The organism is Xanthomonas arboricola (assembly GCF_003353015.1).
GTDB classification, from domain to species: domain Bacteria; phylum Pseudomonadota; class Gammaproteobacteria; order Xanthomonadales; family Xanthomonadaceae; genus Xanthomonas; species Xanthomonas arboricola_E.
This window is the reverse complement of sequence record NZ_QREM01000008.1, coordinates 395,130-418,213: the sequence shown is the minus strand read 5'-3', so window position 1 is coordinate 418,213 and position 23,084 is coordinate 395,130. Positions and strand designations below refer to the sequence as shown.

At 66.3% G+C, this 23,084-nt stretch carries 19 protein-coding genes; 13 read left to right on the top strand and 6 right to left on the bottom strand.

Annotated elements, in window-relative coordinates:
* Positions 1 to 793: 793 nt before the first annotated feature.
* From C0541_RS09775 to C0541_RS09765, 3 genes are all read left to right on the top strand, one after another.
* Positions 794 to 4,015: a TonB-dependent receptor gene (locus tag C0541_RS09775; RefSeq protein WP_115047934.1), complete on the top strand. Its 3,222-nt coding sequence runs from the start codon at positions 794 to 796 to the stop codon at positions 4,013 to 4,015.
* A gap of 155 nt (positions 4,016 to 4,170) precedes the next feature.
* Positions 4,171 to 5,118: a glycerophosphodiester phosphodiesterase family protein gene (locus C0541_RS09770; RefSeq protein WP_115047932.1), complete on the top strand. Its 948-nt coding sequence runs from the start codon at positions 4,171 to 4,173 to the stop codon at positions 5,116 to 5,118.
* A gap of 136 nt (positions 5,119 to 5,254) precedes the next feature.
* A complete protein-coding gene (locus C0541_RS09765; protein WP_115047930.1) occupies positions 5,255 to 6,025 on the top strand; it encodes a CPBP family glutamic-type intramembrane protease in 771 nt (256 codons plus the stop codon).
* A 28-nt stretch (positions 6,026 to 6,053) separates the two neighbouring features.
* Here the strand turns inward: C0541_RS09765 and C0541_RS21325 are convergent, their stop codons facing one another.
* Positions 6,054 to 6,197, bottom strand: a complete 144-nt coding sequence (locus C0541_RS21325; protein ID WP_238601305.1) for a hypothetical protein — start codon at positions 6,195 to 6,197, stop codon at positions 6,054 to 6,056.
* Between C0541_RS21325 and pbpC the strand changes: the two genes are divergently transcribed.
* Positions 6,147 to 8,537, top strand: a complete 2,391-nt coding sequence (gene pbpC, locus C0541_RS09760; RefSeq protein ID WP_238601303.1) for a penicillin-binding protein 1C — start codon at positions 6,147 to 6,149, stop codon at positions 8,535 to 8,537. The genes C0541_RS21325 and pbpC overlap by 51 nt on opposite strands.
* 287 nt (positions 8,538 to 8,824) lie before the next feature.
* Here pbpC and C0541_RS09755 read toward each other — a convergent pair whose 3' ends face one another.
* Positions 8,825 to 9,385 carry a ferritin-like domain-containing protein gene (locus tag C0541_RS09755; protein ID WP_115047926.1) on the bottom strand — a complete coding sequence of 187 codons (561 nt, stop codon included), beginning with the start codon at positions 9,383 to 9,385 and terminating at the stop codon, positions 8,825 to 8,827.
* A gap of 43 nt (positions 9,386 to 9,428) precedes the next feature.
* Positions 9,429 to 9,911: a peroxiredoxin gene (locus C0541_RS09750; RefSeq protein WP_016903926.1), complete on the bottom strand. Its 483-nt coding sequence runs from the start codon at positions 9,909 to 9,911 to the stop codon at positions 9,429 to 9,431.
* A gap of 161 nt (positions 9,912 to 10,072) precedes the next feature.
* Between C0541_RS09750 and C0541_RS09745 the strand changes: the two genes are divergently transcribed.
* From C0541_RS09745 to C0541_RS09695, 8 genes are all read left to right on the top strand, one after another.
* Entirely contained in the window at positions 10,073 to 10,549 is a 477-nt protein-coding gene (locus tag C0541_RS09745) for an Hsp20/alpha crystallin family protein (protein ID WP_115047924.1), read from the top strand.
* A gap of 141 nt (positions 10,550 to 10,690) precedes the next feature.
* Entirely contained in the window at positions 10,691 to 11,587 is an 897-nt protein-coding gene (locus tag C0541_RS09740) for a DnaJ C-terminal domain-containing protein (RefSeq protein WP_115047922.1), read from the top strand.
* A gap of 521 nt (positions 11,588 to 12,108) precedes the next feature.
* Positions 12,109 to 12,495: a twitching motility response regulator PilH gene (gene pilH / locus C0541_RS09735; protein WP_115047920.1), complete on the top strand. Its 387-nt coding sequence runs from the start codon at positions 12,109 to 12,111 to the stop codon at positions 12,493 to 12,495.
* Positions 12,496 to 13,074: 579 nt separating this feature from the next.
* A complete protein-coding gene (hflK, locus tag C0541_RS09730) occupies positions 13,075 to 14,211 on the top strand; it encodes an FtsH protease activity modulator HflK (protein WP_115047918.1) in 1,137 nt (378 codons plus the stop codon).
* On the top strand, positions 14,211 to 15,074 hold the full coding sequence (hflC, locus tag C0541_RS09725) for a protease modulator HflC (protein ID WP_039523939.1): 864 nt from the start codon (positions 14,211 to 14,213) through the stop codon (positions 15,072 to 15,074). The genes hflK and hflC overlap by 1 nt, the downstream gene beginning before the upstream one ends.
* Positions 15,075 to 15,492: 418 nt before the next feature.
* Positions 15,493 to 15,957 (top strand): REP-associated tyrosine transposase, encoded by a 465-nt coding sequence (locus C0541_RS09720; RefSeq protein WP_115047916.1) that lies wholly within the window; start codon positions 15,493 to 15,495, stop codon positions 15,955 to 15,957.
* A 979-nt stretch (positions 15,958 to 16,936) separates the two neighbouring features.
* Positions 16,937 to 17,122, top strand: a complete 186-nt coding sequence (locus C0541_RS09700) for a DUF2065 domain-containing protein (protein WP_115048198.1) — start codon at positions 16,937 to 16,939, stop codon at positions 17,120 to 17,122.
* A 416-nt stretch (positions 17,123 to 17,538) separates the two neighbouring features.
* Positions 17,539 to 18,831 (top strand): adenylosuccinate synthase, encoded by a 1,293-nt coding sequence (locus tag C0541_RS09695; RefSeq protein WP_115047915.1) that lies wholly within the window; start codon positions 17,539 to 17,541, stop codon positions 18,829 to 18,831.
* Positions 18,832 to 19,093: 262 nt separating this feature from the next.
* On the opposite strand, the gene C0541_RS09690 is transcribed toward C0541_RS09695, so the two are convergent.
* From C0541_RS09690 to bdcA, 3 genes are all read right to left on the bottom strand, one after another.
* Positions 19,094 to 20,419 (bottom strand): Smlt3024 family type IV secretion system effector, encoded by a 1,326-nt coding sequence (locus C0541_RS09690; RefSeq protein ID WP_161959990.1) that lies wholly within the window; start codon positions 20,417 to 20,419, stop codon positions 19,094 to 19,096.
* A 27-nt stretch (positions 20,420 to 20,446) separates the two neighbouring features.
* A complete protein-coding gene (locus C0541_RS09685; protein WP_115047913.1) occupies positions 20,447 to 21,310 on the bottom strand; it encodes a Smlt3025 familytype IV secretion system inhibitor in 864 nt (287 codons plus the stop codon).
* A gap of 264 nt (positions 21,311 to 21,574) precedes the next feature.
* Positions 21,575 to 22,288, bottom strand: coding sequence for an SDR family oxidoreductase (gene bdcA, locus C0541_RS09680; RefSeq protein WP_115047912.1), 714 nt, complete (start codon positions 22,286 to 22,288; stop codon positions 21,575 to 21,577).
* A gap of 71 nt (positions 22,289 to 22,359) precedes the next feature.
* On the opposite strand from bdcA, the gene C0541_RS09675 reads away from it, so the two are divergent.
* Entirely contained in the window at positions 22,360 to 22,956 is a 597-nt protein-coding gene (locus tag C0541_RS09675; RefSeq protein WP_115047909.1) for a TetR/AcrR family transcriptional regulator, read from the top strand.
* Positions 22,957 to 23,084: the final 128 nt, after the last annotated feature.

Genomic DNA, 23,084 nt, shown 5'->3' with positions numbered 1-23,084 from the left:
AACGGCTCGGCGCGCATCCATTCTGGGATGCCATCTGGCCCCTGTAGGAGCGCGCTTGCGCGCGATGGGGCGTTACCTGGAAAGCCGCATCGCGCGCAAGCGCGCTCCTACGCCGGCAGAGTCGCTGCTGCGCATGTGGGGACATCGCTGCGCGCTGTCTTCGATGCGATGCGCGTGACATGCAAGGGTTGTGACTGGCCACGCTGGCGTGCTTTCCCGACGGCGCGGCGTCTTTACNATGCGATGCGCGTGACATGCAAGGGTTGTGACTGGCCACGCTGGCGTGCTTTCCCGACGGCGCGGCGTCTTTACCTCGTCGCCACTCCGCTGCGCCCCTGGCCGGCACAACGGCTCGGCACTCATCTATTCTGGAATGCCATCTGGCTCCCGTAGGAGCGCGCTTGCGCGCGATGGGGCGTTACCGGGAACGCCTCATCGCGCGCAAGCGCGCTCCTACGCCGGCAGAGCCGCTGCTGCGCATGTGGAGACATCGCTGCGCGCTGTCTTCGATGCGATGCGCGTNGGCCGGCACAACGGCTCGGCGCGCATCCATTCTGGGATGCCATCTGGCCCCTGTAGGAGCGCGCTTGCGCGCGATGGGGCGTTACCTGGAAAGCCGCATCGCGCGCAAGCGCGCTCCCACGCCGGCAGAGCCGCTGCTGCGCATGTGGAGACATCGCTGCGCGCTGTCTTTTTGATGCGGTGTGCGTGACATGCAGGGGTCATTTTGACTGGCTACGGTGGCGTGCTTTCTCACCGGCGCGGCGTCCTTGCTGCGCGACCTAGGGATTCCATGCAGCGCTCCGATTCGTACCGTTTGCACCTGTCCGTTCTTGCCGTGGCCGTTGCGGCATGCTCGCCTGCTTCGCAGGCATGGGCCACCGCGCGTGCGGGGATTCCAGTTGGCGCCCCCGCGGAGGCGTCTTTGGCGGCTATGGCCACGATCGCGAGCGCGAGCGCATTAACGAGCGCAGGTACGGCTACAGCCATCGCCATCGCCTCAGCTACAGCTGGTAACGGCGAGGCAACCAAGTCCGTTGCTGACGTTGCCACTGCAAAGCGACGTCCTGCATTGCCAGTAGATGCATCTGCAGATCCCATCGACGCTGCAGCGACAGACCCTGCCTCGGCCGCATCACCCGTATCGTTTCAAGCCGATGCAGCCAATAGCGACGCACCGGCCACCATCCGCAGGACCGATTCCATCGACGCCGCAGCGACAGCCCCCGCTTCGGCTGCATCACCTGTATCGTCGCAAGCCGATGCAGCCAATAGCGATGCACCGGCCACCACCAAAGCCGGCGTGCAGACCCTCGACGCCATGCAGGTCACCGGTGTGCGTCGTGCCAATGCCGCGGCGGTGGAAAGCAAGCGCGCGGCGACCAACATTACCGATGTGATCAGCGCCACCGATGTGCGTGCCTTGCCCGACAGCACCATCGTCGAAGCGCTGCGCCGCGTGCCCGGCCTGTCGGTACTGCCGGCCACGGATAACGAGCATCCGCGCGACGAAGCGGCCACACCGGTGCTGCGCGGCCTGGGCCCGTCCTACAACAACGTCACCATCGACGGGCTGACCATCGCCTCGCCTGGCACGCCAAACGGCACGCTCGGTTCGATCACCCGCGGCGTGCGTCTGGACCTGCTGCCGGCGTCGATGGTCAGCGAGCTGCAGGTGGTCAAGACCTTCACGCCCGATCTGGATCCCAACGCCACGGGCGGCGCGATCAACCTCAAGACGCGCAGCGCGTTCGAAAATGGCGGCAAGCCGTTCTTCAGTGCCGAAGCCGCGCTTGGCCACGCCAACGATGTCGGCAAGCCGCGCGATCAGGACGACCCGGGGTATCGCTTGAACGCCACCGGCAGCCGCACCTTCGGTAGCGAGCAGCAGTACGGGGTCACGCTGTCGGCCAACTACCAGACGCTGAGCAGCTACACCGAAACCCATATGACCACCGACACGGTGCATTACGGGTTCTACGACACCAACGGCGTGCTGCAGACCGGCGCCAATCTCGGCAATGGCTGGGCGGTGCCGCAGCAGGACAAATACTGGTACGTGCAGAACCAGCGCGACCGTTACGGTGTCACCGGCAAGTTCGAAGTACATCCCAGTGCCGCGCTCGAGGCCTATGCAACGGCCGGTTACTATTATTTCAAGGACAACATGGAGCGCAACGAGGTCATCATCGACCCGCGCAACCGTGGCCGGGTGTTCAACCAGACCGCCAGCTCCGGCAGCTACCCCGGTGGCGACATCGAAGTGGGCTATTCGAACCAGATCGTCACCACGCGCACCAAGGTCGCGCAGCTGGGCACGATCTGGCGGCCCACCGACCGGCAGCAGTTCTCCGCGCGCGGTGCGTGGTCGGATGCGACCTACGACGAGCCGATCCGCATGATCAAGTACGCCACCGGTATTACCCGCGCCGCGCCGGTCCCGGTGGGCCAGACCGGCAGCGGCGTGACCATCAACGCCACGCCCAATTACGCATTCAACTACGACACCTCCGGCTTCGACCAGCGCTTCGGCGTGTCGCCGCAGGCCTACAACGACCTGGGCAACTACAGCCTGTCGTACTGGCGTCCGGACTACAAACGCACCGCGGCCGACCGCATCCTCACCGGCCGGCTCGATTACGGGTTCAACCAGGGCGAGAGCGATCAGGGCATCGGCTTTGCGGCAGGCGTGGCGTACACCACCGACAAACCGTCCTACGATATCTATCGCGTCGAGTACCAGCCCAATACCAGTGCGCCGGCGTTCGGCCTGGCCGATGTGGCAGGCACCGGCAGGGCGCCGATGCGCTATGCCGGCCTGAACCTGATCACCATCGATCCCGACAAGGCCAATCGCGCGTTGGCCGCCACGCCGCTGAGCGCGTTCAACAGCACCGACCAGCAGGCCTTCAGCAACCAGGACAACTTCACCCATACCGAAAAGACCGTCGGCAGCTATGGCCTGGTCAGCTACCGCAGCGAGCGCTTCAACGTGCAGGGCGGCCTGCATTTCGACAGCACCAGGCTCGATACGGTCGGTCGCCAGCGCCAGCTGGATACCGCGACCAACCGCTATGTGTATGTCGATAACCCGACCAGCGCCGATTACCACTATCTGCTGCCCTCGGCCATCATGACTTACCACCTGACCGATGCACTGGACCTGCGCGCCGGCGCAAGCCGTACGCTCGGCCGCCCGCCATACGATGCGTACGCGGCGCGCACCTCGATCGGCTTTGTCAACACGGCCGATGCCGGCAACCCGAATGCGCAAGGCGTCACCGTCACCATCGGCAACCCGGACATCAAGCCGCGCGTGTCCAATAACCTGGATCTGTCGCTGGAATGGCGCCTGCCTGGCGATTTCGACGCGTTCGCGTCCACGGCCGTGTTCGACAAGCGCATCCAGGACGAGATCTTTACGCTTTCGCGCACCGACAGCTTCACGTTCGACGGCACCACCTACGCCAACGCACTGATCAGCACGCCGGCCAATGCCGCCAAGGCGCGTATCCGCGGAGTGGAGTTCAACGGCATCGTCAACACCCTGGCGCCGATCGCGCCGTGGCTAAGTGGGGTCGGTTTCAGTGCAAATTTTGCGGTGCTCGATGGCAGCCTGGATGTGCCCTACAGCGTTGGCAGCGGCAGCAACGTGCGCCAGCGCGAGCGCAAGCTCGACAACCTGGTCGGCCAGCCCGATTACACCGCCAATGCCACGCTGTTCTACAACACCGGCGGGCTGGAGCTGCGCGCGGCCTACAATCGCCAGGGCAAGGCCTTGCGCGCCATCGTCAGCAACATCGATTGGCAGGATCTTTACTGGTCGCCGCGCTCGCAGCTGGATTTCACCGCCACCTATGCGATCAGCAAGCAACTCAGCCTGATCGGCCAGGTCAGCAACCTCACCCACAGCCGCATCACCAGCGTCACCGGTCCCGGGCAGAACCTGCTCAAGGACAGTTACTCGGTGCCTACGACCTATTGGTTCGGCCTGCGTTTTACGCCGACGCTCTAGGCGCGGCGAAGCTGGCATGGCGAGCAGAGCCCGGCAAGTGCGCGCGGTACGTGGAAATCAAGAGGTGCACCTGGCAGATGCCATGTCGGGTGCCGGCCGCGCCCACCTGACCGACACGCAATACTTCTGTTAATCCCTTCAAGCGGAGTTGTTCGATGACCTTACGTACTGCCGCCACCGTCGCGGCCATGCTGTGCGCCGCACTGGCCACCCATGCGAGCGCGGCGCCCACCGGCGTGGCTGCAATCCAGGCCCGGCTGACCAATCCTGACGGCGGCATCGTCGTGGTGGCCCATCGCGGCTGCCACGCGCCAGCGCCTGATCATGGTTTCAAGGACAGCGTACCGGAGAACTCGCTGGCCGCCCTGGAGCGCTGCATCGCCATCGGTGCCGATGTGATGGAGACCGACGTGCGCCGCGCCGCCGATGGCACCCTGGTGATGCTGCACGACGCCACTGTGGACCGCACCACCGACGGCACCGGCAAACTGTCCGAGCTGACCCTGGCTGACCTGCAAGAATTGCACCTGCGCAGCGACGAAGGCGGCGCGCAGGCGCCGCTGACCGATGAGCGCGTGGTCACGCTCAAGCAGATGCTGGCTGCCTCCAAGGGCCACATCCTGCTCAACCTGGACGTCAAGGATGCGATCTACGTGCAGGTGGTCGACGCGGTTGCTCGTGCCGGCATGCAGCATCAGGTGATCGTCAAGGCCGAGGCCGGCATCGCCACGCCGCCACTGGCGGCGATGCTGCCGTTCGACAAGGTGTATTTCTTCCCGATCCTGATCAACGCCCATGGCAAGGCCGACCTGGCCGCGATCGCCACTGCGCAGACACGCAACGCGCATCCGGCTGCGTTCGAACTGCCCAGGATGACCGCGGCGCAGTTGCCGGCGCTGGCGACGGTCAGCAAGGCGCACAAGGTGCGGCTGATGGTCAACTCGCTGTGGGACGGCTTCATTGCCGGCTACGGTGGCGACGCCGATGCCGCGCGCGACCCCGACAAGGTCTGGGGCCGCCTGTACCGCGATGGCGTGTCGATCATCCAGACCGACGCGCCGGAAGCCTTGCTGCGTTATCGCGCCGCGCTGGAGCAGCAGTAAGCCTCGCGTTGCATTGCGGCGGGAAACTGAGGCGCGATGCGAACCGAACCTGGTCGCGCCACATCAACCCCGGACGCTGCGCCGATGTCGCCGCCAGCGGTATAGTCACCCGCTGTTTGCACGCAAGGACGTCTGCATGCCGCTCGATACATCACCGCGCCGCGTCGTTCGGCATGTGGCCTGGTTGTTGGTGCTGCTGGTCGCGCTGCAGGTGCGCGATGTGGCCAAGGCCCTTGGTTTTCCAATCCCGAAAATTCCGGTGCCCTACGGCGGCGGGATTGCCGACAATCTGCTCAGCGTGGTGGTCGTGCTGGTCGCAGCGGCCTTGCTGCGTCCTGGCATGCCCGGCGAGCTCGCGGCGCGTCTGGGGCTGCGCTGGAACGGCATACGTGGCCCGGCGCTGACGTTGCTGGCCACGCTGCCGTGCTGGCTTGGGCTGTGGACCCAGTCCAGCTCGGTCGGTACCGACGATCTGCCTGGCTTGCTGTGGCTGGCACTGTTGTTTCCGCTGGCCGAAGAAATCGTCTTTCGCGGTTTCGGCTTCGTCTTTGCCTGCCGTGCGCTGGCCTGGCGCCCGGTGATCGCTGCGCTGGTGCAGGCGCTTGTGTTTGGCGGCGTGCATTGGCTTGGCGCAGACGGCGCAGGCGGCGAGGCAGTGTTGATCTTCGCCATCACCGGTGTCGGTGCGCTGCTGTTTGCCATTGTGGACGCCCAGGATGGCTACACGATCTGGAGCGGCTGGGTGTTGCATGTCTCGCTCAACGCGGCCTGGACGGTCTTTGCGGTTTCCGATTCGGCCGCCAGTGGCTGGTTTGGCACAAGCCTGCGGCTGTCTGCTGTGTTCCTGGCGATGGGCTTGTTGCGGCTGTTTGTAAGGCCGCCTCGCCCCGCGCGTGTCCTCGTGTAAGGCCGCAGTGCGCGGCAACGTTGACCACTCACCGCCACAGCGTGCCGCGTGATAGTGGCCGAAATGCGTTTTGCCCTGCATCCTTGCCAGGATGGATGAGCAGCAGCACGCGCAGGCAAGGATCGACCGGACGCAGGAACGCGCCGCTGGCAACGATGGTGTGGCCCGGCATGGCCGCCGCTGGTTGACAGGGCTACGCTGGAGCGCTGTAGCACTGCTGTCTGCCGTGTTGCTGCTGGACCTGGCCTTCCCACTGCCACTACCCAAATCACGGGACACCTCCACGCTGGTGGTGGCACGCGATGGCACCCCGCTGCGCGCATTCGCCGACCGCAACGGGGTGTGGCGCTATCCGGCCAGCCCGCAGAGTGTGTCGCCGCTGTATCTGCAAGCGCTGCTCAACTACGAGGACCGCTGGTTCTGGCGCCATCCCGGGGTCAATCCGTGGGGCCTGCTGCGTGCCGGCGGGCAGTGGATCGGGCAGGGGCACATCGTCTCCGGCGGTTCGACGTTGACCATGCAGGTGGCACGCATCCTGGACCCGCATACGCGCACGCCGTGGGGCAAGGTCAAGCAGCTGCTGCGTGCGCTGCAGCTGGAAGCGCACCTGAGCAAGCGCGAGATTCTGACGCTGTATCTGGAGCGCGCGCCCTACGGCGGCACCATCGAAGGCGTGGAAGCAGCCAGCTGGGCGTACCTGGGCAAGCCGGCCAGGGCCTTGTCGCAGGCCGAAGCCGCATTGCTGGCGGTATTGCCGCAATCGCCCAGCCGCCTGCGCCCGGATCGCCATCCCGAGGCTGCGCAACGCGCGCGCGACAAGGTGCTCGACCGCATGGTGGAGCTGGGGGTGTGGTCGCGCGCGCAGGTGGACGATGCGCGGATCGAGCCGGTGGTGACGCGCTCGCTCACACCGCCGTTGCATGCGGCGCTGCTCGCGCAGCGGTTGCACAGCGCGCAACCGCGCGCGGCACGCATCGTGACCACGCTGGATGTGGAGCTGCAGCGCACCCTGGAAGAACGCGTCACGACCTACTTTTCGCAGCTACCCGAGCGCACCTCGGCCGCCTTGCTGGTGGTGGACAACGCCACCATGGAAGCGCGCGCATATGTGGGTTCGGCCAGCTTCGGCGATCGCAAGCGGCTGGGGCATGTGGACATGGTGCAGGCCTGGCGCTCGCCCGGCTCCACCCTCAAGCCGTTCCTGTACGGCTTGGCGTTGGACGATGGGTTGATCCACTCCGAAAGCCTGCTGGTGGATGCCCCGCAGGGCTTTGGCAGCTACCGGCCCGGCAATTTCGATGCGGCCTTCAATGGCCCGGTGAGCGCGGCGACGGCGTTGCGGTTGTCGTTGAACGTGCCGGCGGTGGACCTGCTCGACCGGATCGGCCCGGCGCGGTTTGCTGCGCGGCTGTCCAATGCCGGGATCGGCCTGCGTTTCGCACATGGCAGCACGCCGTCGCTTGCATTGATACTGGGCGGTACCGGTGCGCAATTGCAGGAACTGGTGGGCGCGTTTGCGGCGCTCAATCGCGGCGGCATCGCCGGGCGCGTGCGCTACACGCCGGACGATCCGCGCATCGAGCGCCGGCTGATGTCGCCGGGCGCGGCCTGGATCGTGCGCGAGATCCTGCAGAGCAATCCGCGTCCCGGGTATGGCAGCGGCACCTTCGACACCGCCGCGCGCCCGGGCGTGGCGTGGAAGACCGGCACCAGTTACGGCTACCGCGATGCGTGGGCGATCGGCGGCACGCGCCGCTACACGGTCGGGGTGTGGGTGGGGCGGCCGGACGGCACGCCGCTGCCCGGCCAGTACGGCGCCGTCACCGCGTTGCCGCTGATGTTCGAAGTCATCGACGCCTTGCCGCGCAGCGCCGGCGACAGCGCGCCGGTGCCGATGCCGCCCACCGTGCAGGCGCTGGCCATCTGCTGGCCGCTCGGCGGCGCGGCCGATCAGACACCACCGGCGCAATGCGCACGCCGCGCCGATGCCTACGTGCTCGATGGCGCCGTGCCGCCCACCTTTGCCGAGCGCGATGCGCGGCTATGGCACGGCGGGCAGCTGCATTTCGATGTGGATGCGCGCAGCGGGCAGCGGTTGTCGCAGGAGTGCAGCCAGCCGCATCAGCGCGTGTCGCAGGCCGTGGCACGCTGGCCGGCGTTGGTGTCGCCCTGGCTCAGTGCGGCCGAGCGCAAGGCCGCGCAATTGCCGCCACTGGCCGCGGACTGTCTGCCGGATGGGCGCATGACCGGTGGCGGTGTGCTGCGGATCGACGGGCTCAGCGATCGCGCCACGCTGGCGCGTGCCAACGCCGCATCGCGCCCGGTGCGCCTGCAGCTGCGCGCCCTGGGCAGCGACGCGCGCATCGACTGGTTGCTGGACGGCCGCTGGATCGCACAGACCAACGGACGCCAGGGATTTCAGCGCGATTTCGAGGAAGTCGGCACGCATACGCTCACCGCCATGGCCGGCGATGGCGCCTGGACACAGCTGCGCTTTCGCGTACTGCGCTGACCGGGTCGGTAATGGACATGTGCGGTGGCCGGCAACCTCCGTAGGAGCGCACCCGGGCGCGACGGGGCGTTACCGGGAATGCCACGTCGCGCCCGGGTGCGCTCCTACGTGGCGCTTGGGCGACACGAAAAAAACAGAAAGGGCGCTCTCGGCGCCCTGTCTGTTGCATCATCGAATCGACTTCAACTTCAACTTCAACTTCAACTTATCTTCGGTGTCGGTGTCGGTGTCGACGCCATCATCGATCGCAACACATCGCTAGATTGCAATCACGCGGCGCACGCCGCTTACTCGCCGATCCAGCCTTCCAGCAGGTCGGCAAACTCGTCGGCATGTTCTTCTTCCTGGGCCAGGATGCTTTCCAGGATGCGCTTGGTGGTGGTGTCCTTGTCGCCGATGAAATCGATCATCTCGCGGTAGCTGTCGATGGCGATGCGCTCGGCGATCAGGTTCTCCCTGACCATGTCGCGCAGGTCGCTGCCTTCCTTGTATTCGGCATGCGAGCGCTTGGTCAGCGTGTCCGGGTTGAGGTCCGGTTCGCCGCCCAGCTGCACGATGCGCTCGGCAAGCTTGTGCGCGTGTTCCTGTTCCTGCTGCGCATGCTCCAGGAACTCGCCCTTGACCGCGTCGGCAAGCATGCCCTTGGCCATGAAGTAGTGGCGGTAGTAGCGCAGGGTGCACACGTATTCGGTGGCCAGTGCGGTGTTGAGCAGGTCGATCACCGCCTCGCGGTCGGCGTGGTAGCTCTCGGTGATGGCACCGTCTTCGATGCTCTGGCGTGCGCGGCTGCGCAGGGTGGCCGTATCGGTGATGCCGTCAGGGAGTTGCTTGGCTGGCTGGGTAGACATGGCTGGCCGGTTTCCTTCTGAGTGGTTGGGGGGAATCAATGCATCAATCGGGCAGGTGCTGCAGCACGTAATCGGCGGCAGACACCTTGAATTCGCCGGGTTCTTCGACAAACAGGGCCTTGACCACGGCATCGTCGGCATACAGCGCGTAGCGGCGCGAGCGCAGGCCCATGCCCGAGCCGCTGGCGTCGATCTCCAGGCCCAGCGCGCGGGCCAGTTCGGCGTTGCCGTCGGGCAGCAGGTGCAGGCCGTCGGGGATCAGCTGGCTGCGGCCCCAGGCCTGCATCACGAACGGATCGTTGACGGCGGTGCACAGCACTTCGATGCCGCGTTTGCGGAATGCATCGAAGTGCTCCACATAACCCGGCAGGTGCTTGGCCGAGCAGGTCGGGGTGAAGGCGCCCGGTACCGCGAACAGCAGCACCTTGCGCCCCGCGAACAGGCTGTGGGTGTCGACCGCCTCGATGCCCTCGCGCAGGCGCTTGAGCACGACTTCGGGAATGCGGTCACCAACGTGGATGGTCATGGGGCGGGCTCCTGTGGCTGAACGAATTCTAGAAAGGCGCAGGGGAAAAGCGCGTCAACGCGCTTGAAATCCGCAGCCGCACGCCTATCTGACGCACATGGCCGGCGCAATCGCGCATGCCGCGGCAGCCGGCCCCTCACCCAATCTTTTGGAGGCTCGCAATGAACATCGTTCGTTATCCCCAGTGGCCCACCCACGCGCTGCAAAACGAGATCAAGCACGTGTTCGACCGTTTCTTCGAACACAACGGCGACACCGACGAATCGGCGGTGGTGACCGCGCAGTGGGTGCCACGCGTGGACATCAAGGAAGAGGCCAACCACTTCGTGCTGTATGCCGACCTGCCGGGCATCGACCCCAGCCAGATCGAGGTGCAGATGGACAAGGGCATCCTGTCGATCAAGGGCGAGCGCAACAGCGAGTCCAGCACCGAGACCGAGCGTTTCTCGCGCATCGAGCGCCGTTACGGCAGCTTCCACCGCCGCTTCGCGCTGCCCGACAGTGCCGACCCCGACGGCATCACCGCCGCCGGCCACAACGGCGTGCTGGAAATCCGCATCCCCAAGCGCCCGGCGGCCACTCCGCGGCGCATCCAGGTCGGTACCGGCCAGGACACCAGCGGCGGCACGGTGCAATAAGGCCGCAAAAACCTGGAGCGAAGCGGCCTGCTTCGCTTCCCGGCGGCAACCGCACCGTAGAATAGGTGCGGTTGCCCGCCCGGCTGCGATATGACTGGCTCGTGGCCTCGGCTGCGGGCCATTTTTTTCAGAGGTGATTAGATGGAATTCAAGGATTACTACGCAACGCTGGGCGTGGAGCCCAGCGCAGGCGATGCGGAGATCAAGACCGCCTACCGCCGGCTGGCGCGCAAGTACCACCCCGACGTCAGCAAGGAAGCCGGCGCCGAAGACAAGTTCAAGGCCATCAACGAAGCCTACGAGGCGCTGCGCGACCCGGCCAAGCGCAAGGCCTACGACCAGCTCAAGGCGCAGGGCTTCCGCCCGGGCGACGAGTTCCAGGCCCCGCCCAGCTACGGCGGTGGGCAGGGCTACGACTACGAGGAAGTGTTCGGCAACGGCGGCGCCGGCGGCGGCTTCAGCGATTTCTTCGAAAGCCTGTTCGCCGGCCAGCGCGGCGGCCGTCCGCGTGGCCCGGGCGCCGGTCCCGGGGCAGGCGCCGGTGCGCAGGCGCGTGGGGATACCCGCGCCAAGCTGGCGGTGCCGTTGGAAGCGGTGTATGCAGGCGACAGCGTGCGCATCACCATCAACGGCAAGCAGCTGGACGTGCGTGTGCCCAAGGGCGTGCAGCCTGGCCAGGTGATCCGCCTGAGCGGGCAGGGCAATGGCGGCGGCAACCTGCTGCTGGAGATCGAATACGCCGCGCACCCGCAGTTCGAGGTGGACGGGCGCAACATCCTGTACACCCTGCAGGTCATGCCCTGGCAGGCGGCACTGGGCACCACCATCAGCGTGCCGACCCTGGGCGGGTCGGTGGAATTGAAGGTGCCCGCCGACTCCGACGCCGGCCGCAAGCTGCGCCTGCGCGGCCGCGGCCTGCCGGGCGCCACCCCGGGCGACCAGATCGTGGAGCTGGAAATCCTGGCCCCGGCCCCCACCGACGATGCGCAGAAGAAGGCCTACCGCAACCTGGCCAAGGCGTTCGGCGAGGCGGTGTAGGCGGAGTGGGGCGACGCGCTGGATAGGGTGAGGGTTCGGCGGGTGGTGCGCTTGTCACCGTCGATCTGTGGGGTTGAAGCGCGGCCTTACCCTCATCCGGCGCTGCGCGCCACCTTCTCCCGATGGGAGAAGGGAGCAATCGTCCTTCTTCGTGTAGGGATTGGGGTAAGGGTTCGGTGGGCAGGGGTGTAATGAACGTCGATCTGCGAGGTTGAAGCAGTGCCTTACCCTCATCCGGCGCTATGCGCCACCTTCTCCCGATGGGAGAAGGGTCAGTCGCCTCCCCGCGTATCGATGAGGGATCGAGGGCAGGGCAGCATGCACGTGAGACGTGGGCGAGCGGCTTCCTGCGACGTTGTTGCATCCAGCTGCGTCCTGTCCAACGTAGTACGCATTGGCTGGGCAATCGCGGCGCGCCACCGGATCACGGCTCGCAACGGCATCGCCCGGCACACCGCCTGGCCCAGCTACCGCAAGCGCGGCCGGCGCACTACACTCGCCGCGCACACTAGGGGAAACACATGGCACGCATCCTGATCGTCGACGACTCGCCGTCGCAGCTGCTGGGGATTCAGCGCATCGTCGAGAAGCTGGGGCACCAGACCATCACTGCAACCGATGGTGCCGCCGGCGTGGAAGCGGCCAAGTCCTCGCTGCCGGATCTGGTGCTGATGGATGTGGTGATGCCCAACCTCAACGGCTTCCAGGCCACCCGCACGCTCAAGCGCGAGCCGACCACCCAGCATATCCCGGTGATCCTGGTGACCACCAAGGACCAGGACACCGATCGCATGTGGGGCATGCGCCAGGGTGCGCGCGCCTACATCACCAAGCCGTTCTCCGAGGACGAGTTGCTGGAAGTGATGGAGCGCGTGTTCAACCAGAAGAACGAACCGCCGGCTGAGTGAGTCCGCCGGCGAGGGGCGAGCAGGGTTGGCGGGCTCCTTCCGCAGGGGGTGCAACGCCGCATCACCCCAGCCACACCACCTCGGCGCTGACGCCAGCCTCCGCTGCGCCGCCAGTGCCGTCTGCCCATCGATGCCTGCCCGCCATCGGCGGCCTCCTGCGCCGCAACCCGGGGTCGGCACTGCGCAGCGGTTGTTTCGCCCGAGCGCGCCGCTGGCGCATCCCGCCAGGCCGAACACCGGAGTCGGTCGACCGACGCTGGCCACGTCAGCGAGCAGCACGCTGTGGTCATCGTGCAGCGCATCGCAAGCCGGGTCCGCGTCCAGCCCTGGCGCGAGCACCATCGGCCAACTCCAGCAAGCGCGTGCCCCGTGCTTGACCCTCCCCGATCGCGCTGACACCGTGTCCCGGCCCGCCTGCCAACCCGGCCCTCGGCTCGATCCACCCCGGCGGCTAAACCGGGATGCAGCAATCGGGGCCTTTCAAAACGGTCGGTCTGCCCCATCTAGTAGAATCGGCGAATCAACAACACGGCGGCACTGCGGGACTGGCCCGCACAGCCCCTCGATCATGGAGCGTGCATGGCCTGGAACACACCCGGCAACAAGGGCGGAGACGGCCCGGACCCCAACCGTCGCAGGTCCTGGGGCCCGCGTGGTGGTGGCAACGGTGGTGGCTGGGGCAACCTGCCCGCGCCGTTGAAAGAGCTGTTCGACGGCGGCGTGGGGCGCTGGATCCTGGTCGCGGTGGTGCTGATGGTGCTGTTCTCCAGCTTCCAGCTCATCGGCGAACAGCAGCGCGGCGTGGTGCTGCGCTTCGGCCAGTTCTCGCGCATCCTGCAGCCCGGCCCGAACTTCAAGCTGCCCTGGCCGGTCGAGTCGGTGCGCAAGGTCAACGCCACCGAGATCAAGACCTTCAGCAACCAGGTGCCGGTGCTGACCCGCGACGAAAACATCGTCAACGTCTCGCTCAACGTGCAGTACCAGATCAGCGACCCGCGCAAGTACCTGTTCGGTTCGCGCAATGCCGATCTGGTGCTGGAGCAGGCCGCGCAGAGTGCCGTGCGTGAGCAGGTCGGCCGTTCCGACCTCAATACCGTGCTCAACAACCGCGGCCCGCTGGCCATCGCCTCCAAGGATCGTTTGCAGGCGGCACTGGATGCCTACAACACCGGCCTGGCCGTCACCGGCGTGACCCTGCCCGACGCGCGCCCGCCGGAAGAAGTGAAGCCGGCCTTCGACGAGGTCAACGGTGCCCAGCAGGTGCGCGAGCGCCTGATCAACGAAGCCCAGGCCTACGCCGCCAAGGTGGTGCCCGAGGCACGCGGCCAGGGTGCGCGCACCCGCACCGGCGCCGAAGGCTACAAGCAGGCGGTGATCTCCAAGGCCGAGGGCGACGCCGATCGCTTCACGCTGTTGCAGGAGCAGTACGCCAACGCCCCCGAGGTCACGCGCAAGCGCCTGTGGCTGGAAACCGTGCAGAAGGTGCTGTCGGAGAACCGCAAGGTGATCGGCAGCGATGGCCGCCAGGTCATCTACGTGCCGCTGCCGGCCGACGCCGGCAAGGCGTCCGCAAGCAACGGCACTTCGGGCAACAGCGGCATGCCGTCGATGGTGCCGCAGGACGTGCTGTTGAATCCGCCGCAAAATTCCAGCAGCGAGGCCATCCGCAACCCGGAGCGCGGGCCGCGCCCGACCGGCCGTGAGGGAACCGAATAATGAAGAATTCGCTAGTCATCGGCCTGATCGTCGCCGTGTTGCTGACCCTGATGGGCTCGGTGTTCGTGGTGCGCGAGGACCAGACCGCCATGGTGCTCAACCTGGGCCGTGTGGTGCGTGCCGACCTCAAGCCCGGCCTGCACTTCAAGATCCCGGTGGTGGAATCGGTGCGCGTGTTCGACCGCCGCTTCCAGGTGCTGGACACCGCTCCGGCGCGCTATTTCACCGCCGAGCAGAAAGACGTCAGCGTGGACTTCTTCGCCATCGGCTACATCTCCGATGTGCGGGCGTTCTACCGCGCCACCGGTGGCGAGGAGTCGGTCGCCAATTCGCGCCTGGCCCCGATCATCACCGACTCGCTGCGCAACCAGATCAACTCGCGCACCTTGCAGCAGCTGGTCTCCGGCGACCGCAGCGAATTGATCGCCAACCAGCTCAAGGGCATCAACGGCGCGATCAAGGGTCTGGGGATGCAGATCACCGACCTGCGCATCAAGCAGATCGACCTGCCGACCGACAGCCAGGTGATCACCGACGTCTACGAGCGCATGCGCGCCCAGCGCAAGCAGGAAGCCAGCAAGCTGCGCGCCGAAGGCGAAGAGCAGGCCCTGACCATCCGCGCCCAGGCCGACCGCGAGTCCACCGTGATCGTGGCCGACGCCGAGCGTGATGCGCAGAAGCTGCGCGGCGAAGGCGATGCCGACGCTGCCCGCATCTACGGCCAGGCCGGTGCCAAGGATCCGTCGTTCTACGCGTTCTATCGCAGCCTGGAGGCGTACCGCGGCTCCATGACCGACGGCAACGGCGTGGTGGTGCTGGACAAGAACGACCCGTTCCTGCAGTACCTCAAGAGCGATCGTTGATCGCTGGCTGATCGCTATGCCTTGAAACGACAACGCCCGCGTAACGCGGGCGTTGTCGTATGTGCCTCTCACTGCCGGGCAGACAGACGCGCCCCCCACCGTAGGAGCGCACCCGGGCGCGACCGCATTACCGGTAATGCCCGTCGCGCCCAGGTGCGCTCCTGCGCGTGGGGCGTGTGGCTGGACGCGGGGGCACGGCCTTGCGTGGACTGCGATGGTGATGGCCATGCCTGGGATCCGCAGCTGCCTGGAGCGCCTCTCCCGTCATTAGACCCGGTAGGAGCGCACCCGGGCGCGACCGGTCTTACCGGCGGACCCCGCTGATTGTCTCTGACAGTCAGTCGCCACATGGATCCCCTAGCGCAGAACGCGGCAACCGCCGATATCTCGCGTGGTCCAAGGCCGTCAGCATTGCGCCATGGCCAACATCGACACTCCCGGGCATCGCGCGCTGCGCCGTGGCAGGCAGTCTTCGCCCAACAGCGCTTATCTGCTGACCACCACAACATGGCAGCGTCGCCCTGTGTTCGCAGATGTGCTGCTGGCCGCGGCGGCCTGCCGCGCATTCACCGCGGCAACGCCCTCCGACGCCAGGCTGTTGGCCTGGGTATTGATGCCGGATCATGTGCATTGGTTGTTGCAGCTCGGAAGCACCACCGGGTTGGCCGACGCCGTCTCACGCATGAAAGCGTGTGCAGCGCGCGCGGTGAACGATCAGCGCCAGCATCACGCACCGGTCTGGAGCCGCAGCTACCACGACCACGCGTTGCGCAAGGACGAGGACCTGCACGCAGCCGCGCGTTACGTCATCGCCAATCCCTTGCGTGCCGGGCTGGTCAGTCGCCTAGGTGATTACCCGTTCTGGGACGCAATCTGGCTCTAAAGCGTATTCCACTCCGTCAGCCACGTAGGAGCGCACCCGGGCGCGATCGCTTTACCGGCAATGCCCGTCGCGCCCAGGTGCGCTCCTACGGTGTGGGTTGCCGGGTGTTGCGGCGGCCTCTGGTAGGTCGGGTGACCGAGCTCCGGACGGTCTGCAGATCNTTACCGGCAATGCCCGTCGCGCCCAGGTGCGCTCCTACGGTGTGGGTTGCCGGGTGTTGCGGCGGCCTCTGGTAGGTCGGGTGACCGAGCTCCGGACGGTCTGCAGATCTGGCGAGGCTCGCCACCCTGCCACGTAGGAGCGCACCCGGGCGCGATCGCTTCACCGGCAATGCCCGTCGCGCCCAGGTGCGCTCCTACGGTGTGCGTTGCCGGGTGTTGCGGCGGCCTCTGGTAGGTCGGGTGATCGAGCTCCGGACGGTCTGCAGATCTGGCGATGCCCGCCACCCTGCCACGNGCCTCTGGTAGGTCGGGTGATCGAGCTCCGGACGGTCTGCAGATCTGGCGATGCCCGCCACCCTGCCACGTAGGAGCGCACCCGGGCGCGACCGCCTCACCGGCAATGCCCGTCGCGCCCAGGTGCGCTCCTACGACGTGCGGCGTGTCGGGATGTTGATCCGGTGCCTCTCGTGGGTCGAATGATCGTGCGTCGCGCGATCTGCAGATCTCGCGATGCCCGCCACCCTGCCACGTAGGAGCGCACCCGGGCGCGACCGCATTACCGGCAATGCCCGTCGCGCCCAGGTGCGCTCCTACGGTGTGGGTTGCCGGGTGTTGCGGCGGCCTCTGGTAGGTCGGGTGATCGAGCTCCGGACGGTCTGCAGATCTGGCGATGCCCGCCACCCTGCCACGTAGGAGCGCACCCGGGCGCGATCGCTTCACCGGCAATGCCCGTCGCGCCCAGGTGCGCTCCTACGGTGTGGCGTGGCGGGCTGCCGAACCGGGCACACTGCAGTTTCCACGTTGTCCTGGTGTTGCTGATGCACGAGTTCCTGTCCGCGTTATGCCTGATCGCCGTTATCGAAGGCCTGCTGCTGTTCGCCGCGCCCGGCGCCTGGAAGCGCATGGTCGAGCAGCTGTTCAGCCTGCCCACGGCGCAACTGCGCGCCATCGGCGGTGTGACCCTGGTACTGGGCGCGATCGCGCTGTGGATCGTGCGTCACTGAGTGGGTGGTCCATTCCCACCGCAACGGGCAGCGTAGGAGCGCACCCGGGCGCGACAGGCGTTACCGGTGAAGCAGTCGCGCCCAGGTGCGCTCCTACGACCCGCGATGGGGGCTTGGGATTGCGAGGGACCGGCAGTGCCCGGATCACCGCGCAACCGATGACCAGGGGCCATCTGACCAGCCCCCGATCCGCCGTTGGCCGGGGGTAGTGCACGTCACCGGAAACCCGGATAATGCACAAAAGCCGGCCGGGCACGCTCACACAGGGCACCTCGTTCGGCTTTTTCCGTGTCAGGGCTTTACGCGCCGCTGCAAGGCTCCCCGATGGAGCCGCGCGCCAGGCGACGCCGCCAGCCGTGAACCGGTCCCATCCCGCGGCCCCGATGGCCGCAGCAAAACTCAGGAGTTCACCCGTCATGGGTCAGTCAGTTGTCGTGCTCGGTGCCCAGTGGGGCGATGAAGGCAAAGGCAAGATCGTCGATCTGCTCACCGAAGAGATCGGTGCGGTGGTCCGCTTCCAGGGTGGCCACAACGCCGGCCACACGCTCGTCATCAATGGCAAGAAGACCGTCTTGCACCTGATTCCGTCCGGCATCCTGCGCGACGACGCGCTGTGCCTGATCGGCAATGGCGTGGTGATCTCCCCGGCCGCGCTGATCAAGGAGATCAGCGAGCTCGAAGGCGCCGGCGTGGAAGTGCGCTCGCGCCTGAAGATCTCCCCGGCCGCGCCGTTGATCATGCCGTACCACATCGCCCTGGATCAGGCGCGCGAGAAGGCCGCCGGCGGCAAGGCCATCGGCACCACCGGCCGCGGCATCGGCCCGGCGTACGAAGACAAGGTGGCCCGCCGCGGCATCCGCATCGCCGACCTGCACTACCCGCCGCAGCTGGAAGAGCTGCTGCGCACCGCGCTGGACTACCACAACTTCGTGCTGACCAAGTACCTGGGCGTGGAAGCGGTGGACTTCCAGAAGACCTTCGACGAGGCACTGGCCTTCGGCGACTACGTGCAGCCGATGAAGTCGGACGTGGCCGGCATCCTGCACGACCTGCGCAAGCAGGGCAAACGCGTGCTGTTCGAAGGCGCGCAGGGCGCGCTGCTGGACATCGACCACGGCACCTATCCGTACGTCACCAGCTCCAACACCACCGTCGGCGGCGCACTGGCCGGTACCGGCGTGGGCGCCGACGCCATCGACTACGTGCTGGGCATCGCCAAGGCCTATGCCACGCGCGTGGGCGGCGGTCCGTTCCCGACCGAGCTGGACGACGACGTGGGCCAGGGCATCCGCGACCGCGGCGCCGAATACGGCGCCTCCACCGGCCGGCCGCGCCGCTGCGGCTGGATGGACATCGTCGCGCTCAAGCGTGCGGTGGCCATCAACGGCATCTCCGGCCTGTGCATCACCAAGCTCGACGTGCTCGACGGCATGGAAAAGCTCAAGGTCTGCATCGCCTACGAATACCGCGGCAAGCGCACCGAATACGCCCCGCTGGACGCGCAAGGCTGGGAAGAGTGCACCCCGGTGTACCTGGAGTTCCCGGGCTGGACCGAGAACACCCACGGCATCACCGAGTGGGACAAGCTGCCGGTGGCCGCCCGCGCCTACCTGCGCGCGCTGGAAGAACTGGCCGGCTGCCCGATCAGCATCGTCTCCACCGGCCCGGATCGTGACCACACGATGGTGCTGCAGGACCCGTTCGCCTGATCGGCTGACGCCCATCGCGGCATCGTCCAACGGCCCGGCTTGTCCGGGCCGTTGGCGTTTGAGGATTGCTGGTTTGCCATGAGTTCCAGCGGCGCCGGGGCGCAGCTGGCGCGGTTACGCCGGTGCAGTGTCATCGTGGGGCACGCTGCGTTGTCGCGGATGCGCGCAGACCTGCACTTGCCGGCTCCGGTAGGGCCAGTGCCGCGCGTATGCATCGAGATCGGCCGGAAGTAGACAGGCAGGTGCTCTGACCAGCGCTGCCTTATCCCATGCGCATCGACGCGCTCTCACGCTGCCGGTTGTCCATTTCCTGCTGCTGGCCCTGCGCCAACGCCTGCTGGCGATCGGTACTGGCCACCTCCAGCTGCTGCAGCGACTGCTCCACCGGCGTCTGCACGGCCACATCGGTCGGCATGTGCGCGCGCAGGTGTGCCGGATTGTTCAACTCGCCCTGCACCACAAACACATGGCGGCCGGCCGGGCTGTCGGCGGTCTGTTGGCTCAGCACCACATGGTCGGCCCGGTCCAGGTTGTTCTGGCGGGCGAGGCTCATCACGCTGGCGATGAGGCGCTCGCTGTTCTCGTCCGGCGAGCGCCCGGCGTGCGCATCGATGGCGCTTACACCCGCACGCACCTGCTGCAGCAGTGCGTAGTCCCAGTGATCAGGGCCGATCTCGGCGAGTTTGGTGGGCGGCTGCGTCCGATCCGGCTGGCCGTCGGCCGACGCCGTGAACGGGCTGCGGGTGATGGAGCGGTGCGGGTCGTCTTCGTGGAACTGCGTGGCTTTCTGCTGCCGCTCCAGGCGCACGGCGCGGGCATCGTCGAGCTCGGCGATACGGCCGGCATTGGTTTCTTCGCGCATGGACAGATGCCCGCCGCCTGCGCTGACGTTCACCCACTTCTGTTCTTTCTCGAAGTACATCGCGTAGAAGCTGTTGCTGCCGATGACGTTGGGGTCGACGGCGGAGCGGCCCTCCAGCATCTGGATCGCCTCGGTGGTGCCCAGCTTGGCCAGGTACTGGCTGCCGGCCGCCAGTCCCATCTGCGCAAAGGTCTCGTAGCCGGTATTGCTGATGCGAGTGGCGCCGACGTACTCGTTGTCGAGCATGTTGGTCCAGATTTGTTCGAGCTTCCGGGGACCGCTTTTTTCCAGGGCGGCTTGCAGGAGCACGCGTGGGGTCCAGCAGTTGGGGTCGAGACGATGCTGCTCAAACGCGCGGTCGTGCGCGAGCATGACGGAGGCGCCTGGTAGGTTCAGTGCCAGATCCGGACGGTCTCGACGGAGCCATGCTTGTCGAAGTTCCAAATCCCTCTCCAGCAACGTCTGTCCGAAGCTCTCCCACTGACGCTCGCTCAGTTGAGCATTAGCAAAGCGCGAGCCGCTGTCGTGCTGCGTGCTCGCGTAATCCTGCGCGTAACTATTCGCAACGCGCCCCGGCAAACTGTCATTGCGCACGACACCAAGCGCGAGCGTCCCGTAGCCGTCTGCACCGGGCAGTTGCGAGAGGTAGTTCCAGTACAGCTCACGATTGCCTGCTTTTGCGTAGCTGCGCAGGATCGTCAAGTCCTGCTGATTTAATCCACCCATGATGTACTCCTTGCAAAAAAGTGTGGATCACCCAACTTTGGTGCGTTCCAAAACGTCCCGAATCGCTTTTTCCATACGTTTCCAGTCCCTTAGAAACGCGCGATGGTAGTTAAGCGTGATGGATAGTTTGTTCTCGACATCCACAAGGTAGTGCGTACATCCGGCGACAACTGGTTCTTCTTCGTCAATGACTTGGTCGCCCTCAAGCCGTATGCCGTCCTTACGAAACTTGGCGCTATCGCACTTGATGAAAGTGGTGAGATTGCCGCCGGAATCGCGCGCGACATACCAATCGTCCTCAAACGCAGGGTTGCGTGTCGGAGGTTTGCTGTAGCGGGCTTCGTACGCTTTAACGTACACCGCCATCTTTTCTTCATCGATGGCATAGGGCGTCAATCCGAGTGTTTCAGGCTGCGCGATACGCAGATCGAGTCTGTCGACGGGATCACCTCGTTCGACCGAATCAGGCTCGGTAATTGCTTCGTTGGATGAGTAGCGTGCCAGCAATGCCTCGATGGGGACGCGGTCGACATAGTCAATCGAGGCATGGATTTCCTTGCGGAAATCATTCGTACGCGGGTTGGCCCGTGCCCCGGGCGGGGTGGGGGTCATGTCTGGCCATTCGATGACCAGCGTGACGCCTTCGCCCGGCCACGGCGCGATCTGGCTGTCCAGGTAGTTGGCGGGGATGCGGAAGGTGTTCGGCCCCAGCTTTACGTCAACCGGCGCATCCGAATAGGTGTGCCCGTTGATGGTGCGGCCGGTGGTGACGTTGTCTGGCATGGGGGAGGTCCTTTTCTGTTCGGGTGATGGCGTCCGTGCACAGGCACTGCCGGTCACAGCAACGGCGAGTGCAAGGGCCAGGCACCGGCCGGATGACATCATGTGCATTGGTCAATCCATTGCGGGGTTCGCCGCAACTATAGGCAACCTGGGATCAGCGCGACAGCAAGGACCAAGCCTGCGATGACCCGTGCCATGCGCCGCATGGCATGGGAATGCGATCACGCGCTGCCGGCAGGATATGCAGGCGGACCAGGAGGCTGGCCGTGCAACGGCAGCTCGCCATGTGTGTTGACGGAGGGCGTTTGCCGCCATCGATCGCACTACGTGTCGAGTTGCAGCGTGGTCAACGCCGACGCCGACGCCGCCGCCTCACGCCCCAAACGCACCATCGATCGTGTGCATCGCCCCGGTGACAAAGCCCGCTTCCGGGCCGGCCAGCCAGGCCACCATGCCGGCCACTTCGTCGGCGCGGCCGTGGCGCTTGATCGCCATGAAGCTGTGCATCAGGTCTTTCATCGGCCCGTTTTCCGGGTTGGCGTCGGTATCGATCGGGCCCGGTTGCACCACGTTGATGGTGATGCCACGCGGCCCGAAGTCGCGGGCCAGCCCGCGCGCCAGCCCTTGCAGGGCGGATTTGCTCAGCGCGTAGGACGCCATGCCGGGCAGCGGCATGCGGTCGCCGTTGACCGAGCCAATCACGATGATCCGCCCGCCGGGCGGCATCTGCCGCGCGGCCTCCACGGCGGCGTGGTAGGGCGCGTGCACGTTGATGCGGAACAGCCGGTCCACCGCGTCCGGATCCTGGTCCAGCGCATCGCCGAACAAGGCGATGCCGGAGTTGACTACCAGCACATCCAGCGGCCCGCTGCGGCGCACCGCGGCGATGACCGCATCGCGGTCGGCGCTGTCGGCCAGCACCGCGGTGCTGCCGGTGTCGCTGGCCAGGTGCTGCGCCGCCTCGGCAGAGCTGGCGTAGGTAAACGTCACCCGTGCGCCCTCGGCCACGAAGCGCCGCACGATGGCGGCCCCAATTCCCCGGCTGCCACCGAGCACCAGTACCGACTTGTCCTTGAACGCTGACATGCACCCACCTCGCAATTAATGTAGCGAGTAATACATAATAGATTTCGTCTGCCGTCAAGGATTGTGTAACAATGACTACAGAAACCTCCCGGGCCCGCGGCCGACCGCGCGCATTCGACCCGGATCAAGCGGTCGCCACCGCGCAGCAGCTGTTCCATGCGCGCGGCTACGATGCACTGAGCGTGGCCGACCTCACCCAGGCACTGGGCATCAACCCGCCGAGTTTCTACGCCGCCTTCGGCAGCAAGGCCGGCCTGTATGCGCGCGTCCTCGACCGCTACGCGCAGACCGGTGCCATCCCGCTGCCGCAACTTCTGGACGCCAACCGCCCGCTGGCCGACGCCCTGGCCGACGTGCTGGAGCAGGCCGCCCGCTGCTATGCCGCAGACCCCGCCGCCACCGGCTGCCTGGTGCTGGAAGGCACGCGCAGCAACGACGCGCAGGCGCGCGAGGCCGCCTGCGGTTTTCATGTCGCCTCCCAGGAGTTGATCCGCTCCCACATCGCCAGGCAGTGCCCGCACGACGCAGACCGGCTGGCCGATTTCGTCAGCACCACCATGGCCGGGCTGTCCGCCAGCGTCCGGCATGGGCAGAGCCTGGAGCGTCTGCTGGCGAGTGCGCGGCTGGCGGGGGAGGGGATTCGGGTGGCGCTGCAGGGAATTGGGTGAGCGTGTCCGGCTTCCGCCGTTGAGCGGTAGCCCGTCGTTTAGTCAGGGCACTTAGCGAAGACTGCTTGCAAAAACAGCGCACTCGCTTGATATTCCATATTCCGGAATATGGAATAAGGCGGGCTCGG

Coding starts and splice junctions, on each gene's coding strand:
- C0541_RS21325 (WP_238601305.1), bottom strand. CDS start 6,197: ATGCCGGGCCACACCATCGTTGCCAGCGGCGCGTTCCTGCGTCCGGTC.
- C0541_RS09740 (WP_115047922.1), top strand. CDS start 10,691: ATGGAATTCAAGGATTACTACGCAACGCTGGGCGTGGAGCCCAGCGCA.
- C0541_RS09720 (WP_115047916.1), top strand. CDS start 15,493: ATGGCCAACATCGACACTCCCGGGCATCGCGCGCTGCGCCGTGGCAGG.
- C0541_RS09750 (WP_016903926.1), bottom strand. CDS start 9,911: ATGACCATCCACGTTGGTGACCGCATTCCCGAAGTCGTGCTCAAGCGC.
- C0541_RS09685 (WP_115047913.1), bottom strand. CDS start 21,310: ATGCACATGATGTCATCCGGCCGGTGCCTGGCCCTTGCACTCGCCGTT.
- pilH (WP_115047920.1), top strand. CDS start 12,109: ATGGCACGCATCCTGATCGTCGACGACTCGCCGTCGCAGCTGCTGGGG.
- C0541_RS09745 (WP_115047924.1), top strand. CDS start 10,073: ATGAACATCGTTCGTTATCCCCAGTGGCCCACCCACGCGCTGCAAAAC.
- C0541_RS09700 (WP_115048198.1), top strand. CDS start 16,937: ATGCACGAGTTCCTGTCCGCGTTATGCCTGATCGCCGTTATCGAAGGC.
- C0541_RS09755 (WP_115047926.1), bottom strand. CDS start 9,385: ATGTCTACCCAGCCAGCCAAGCAACTCCCTGACGGCATCACCGATACG.
- C0541_RS09765 (WP_115047930.1), top strand. CDS start 5,255: ATGCCGCTCGATACATCACCGCGCCGCGTCGTTCGGCATGTGGCCTGG.
- C0541_RS09695 (WP_115047915.1), top strand. CDS start 17,539: ATGGGTCAGTCAGTTGTCGTGCTCGGTGCCCAGTGGGGCGATGAAGGC.
- hflC (WP_039523939.1), top strand. CDS start 14,211: ATGAAGAATTCGCTAGTCATCGGCCTGATCGTCGCCGTGTTGCTGACC.
- bdcA (WP_115047912.1), bottom strand. CDS start 22,288: ATGTCAGCGTTCAAGGACAAGTCGGTACTGGTGCTCGGTGGCAGCCGG.
- C0541_RS09775 (WP_115047934.1), top strand. CDS start 794: ATGCAGCGCTCCGATTCGTACCGTTTGCACCTGTCCGTTCTTGCCGTG.
- C0541_RS09770 (WP_115047932.1), top strand. CDS start 4,171: ATGACCTTACGTACTGCCGCCACCGTCGCGGCCATGCTGTGCGCCGCA.
- C0541_RS09690 (WP_161959990.1), bottom strand. CDS start 20,419: ATGGGTGGATTAAATCAGCAGGACTTGACGATCCTGCGCAGCTACGCA.
- C0541_RS09675 (WP_115047909.1), top strand. CDS start 22,360: ATGACTACAGAAACCTCCCGGGCCCGCGGCCGACCGCGCGCATTCGAC.
- hflK (WP_115047918.1), top strand. CDS start 13,075: ATGGCCTGGAACACACCCGGCAACAAGGGCGGAGACGGCCCGGACCCC.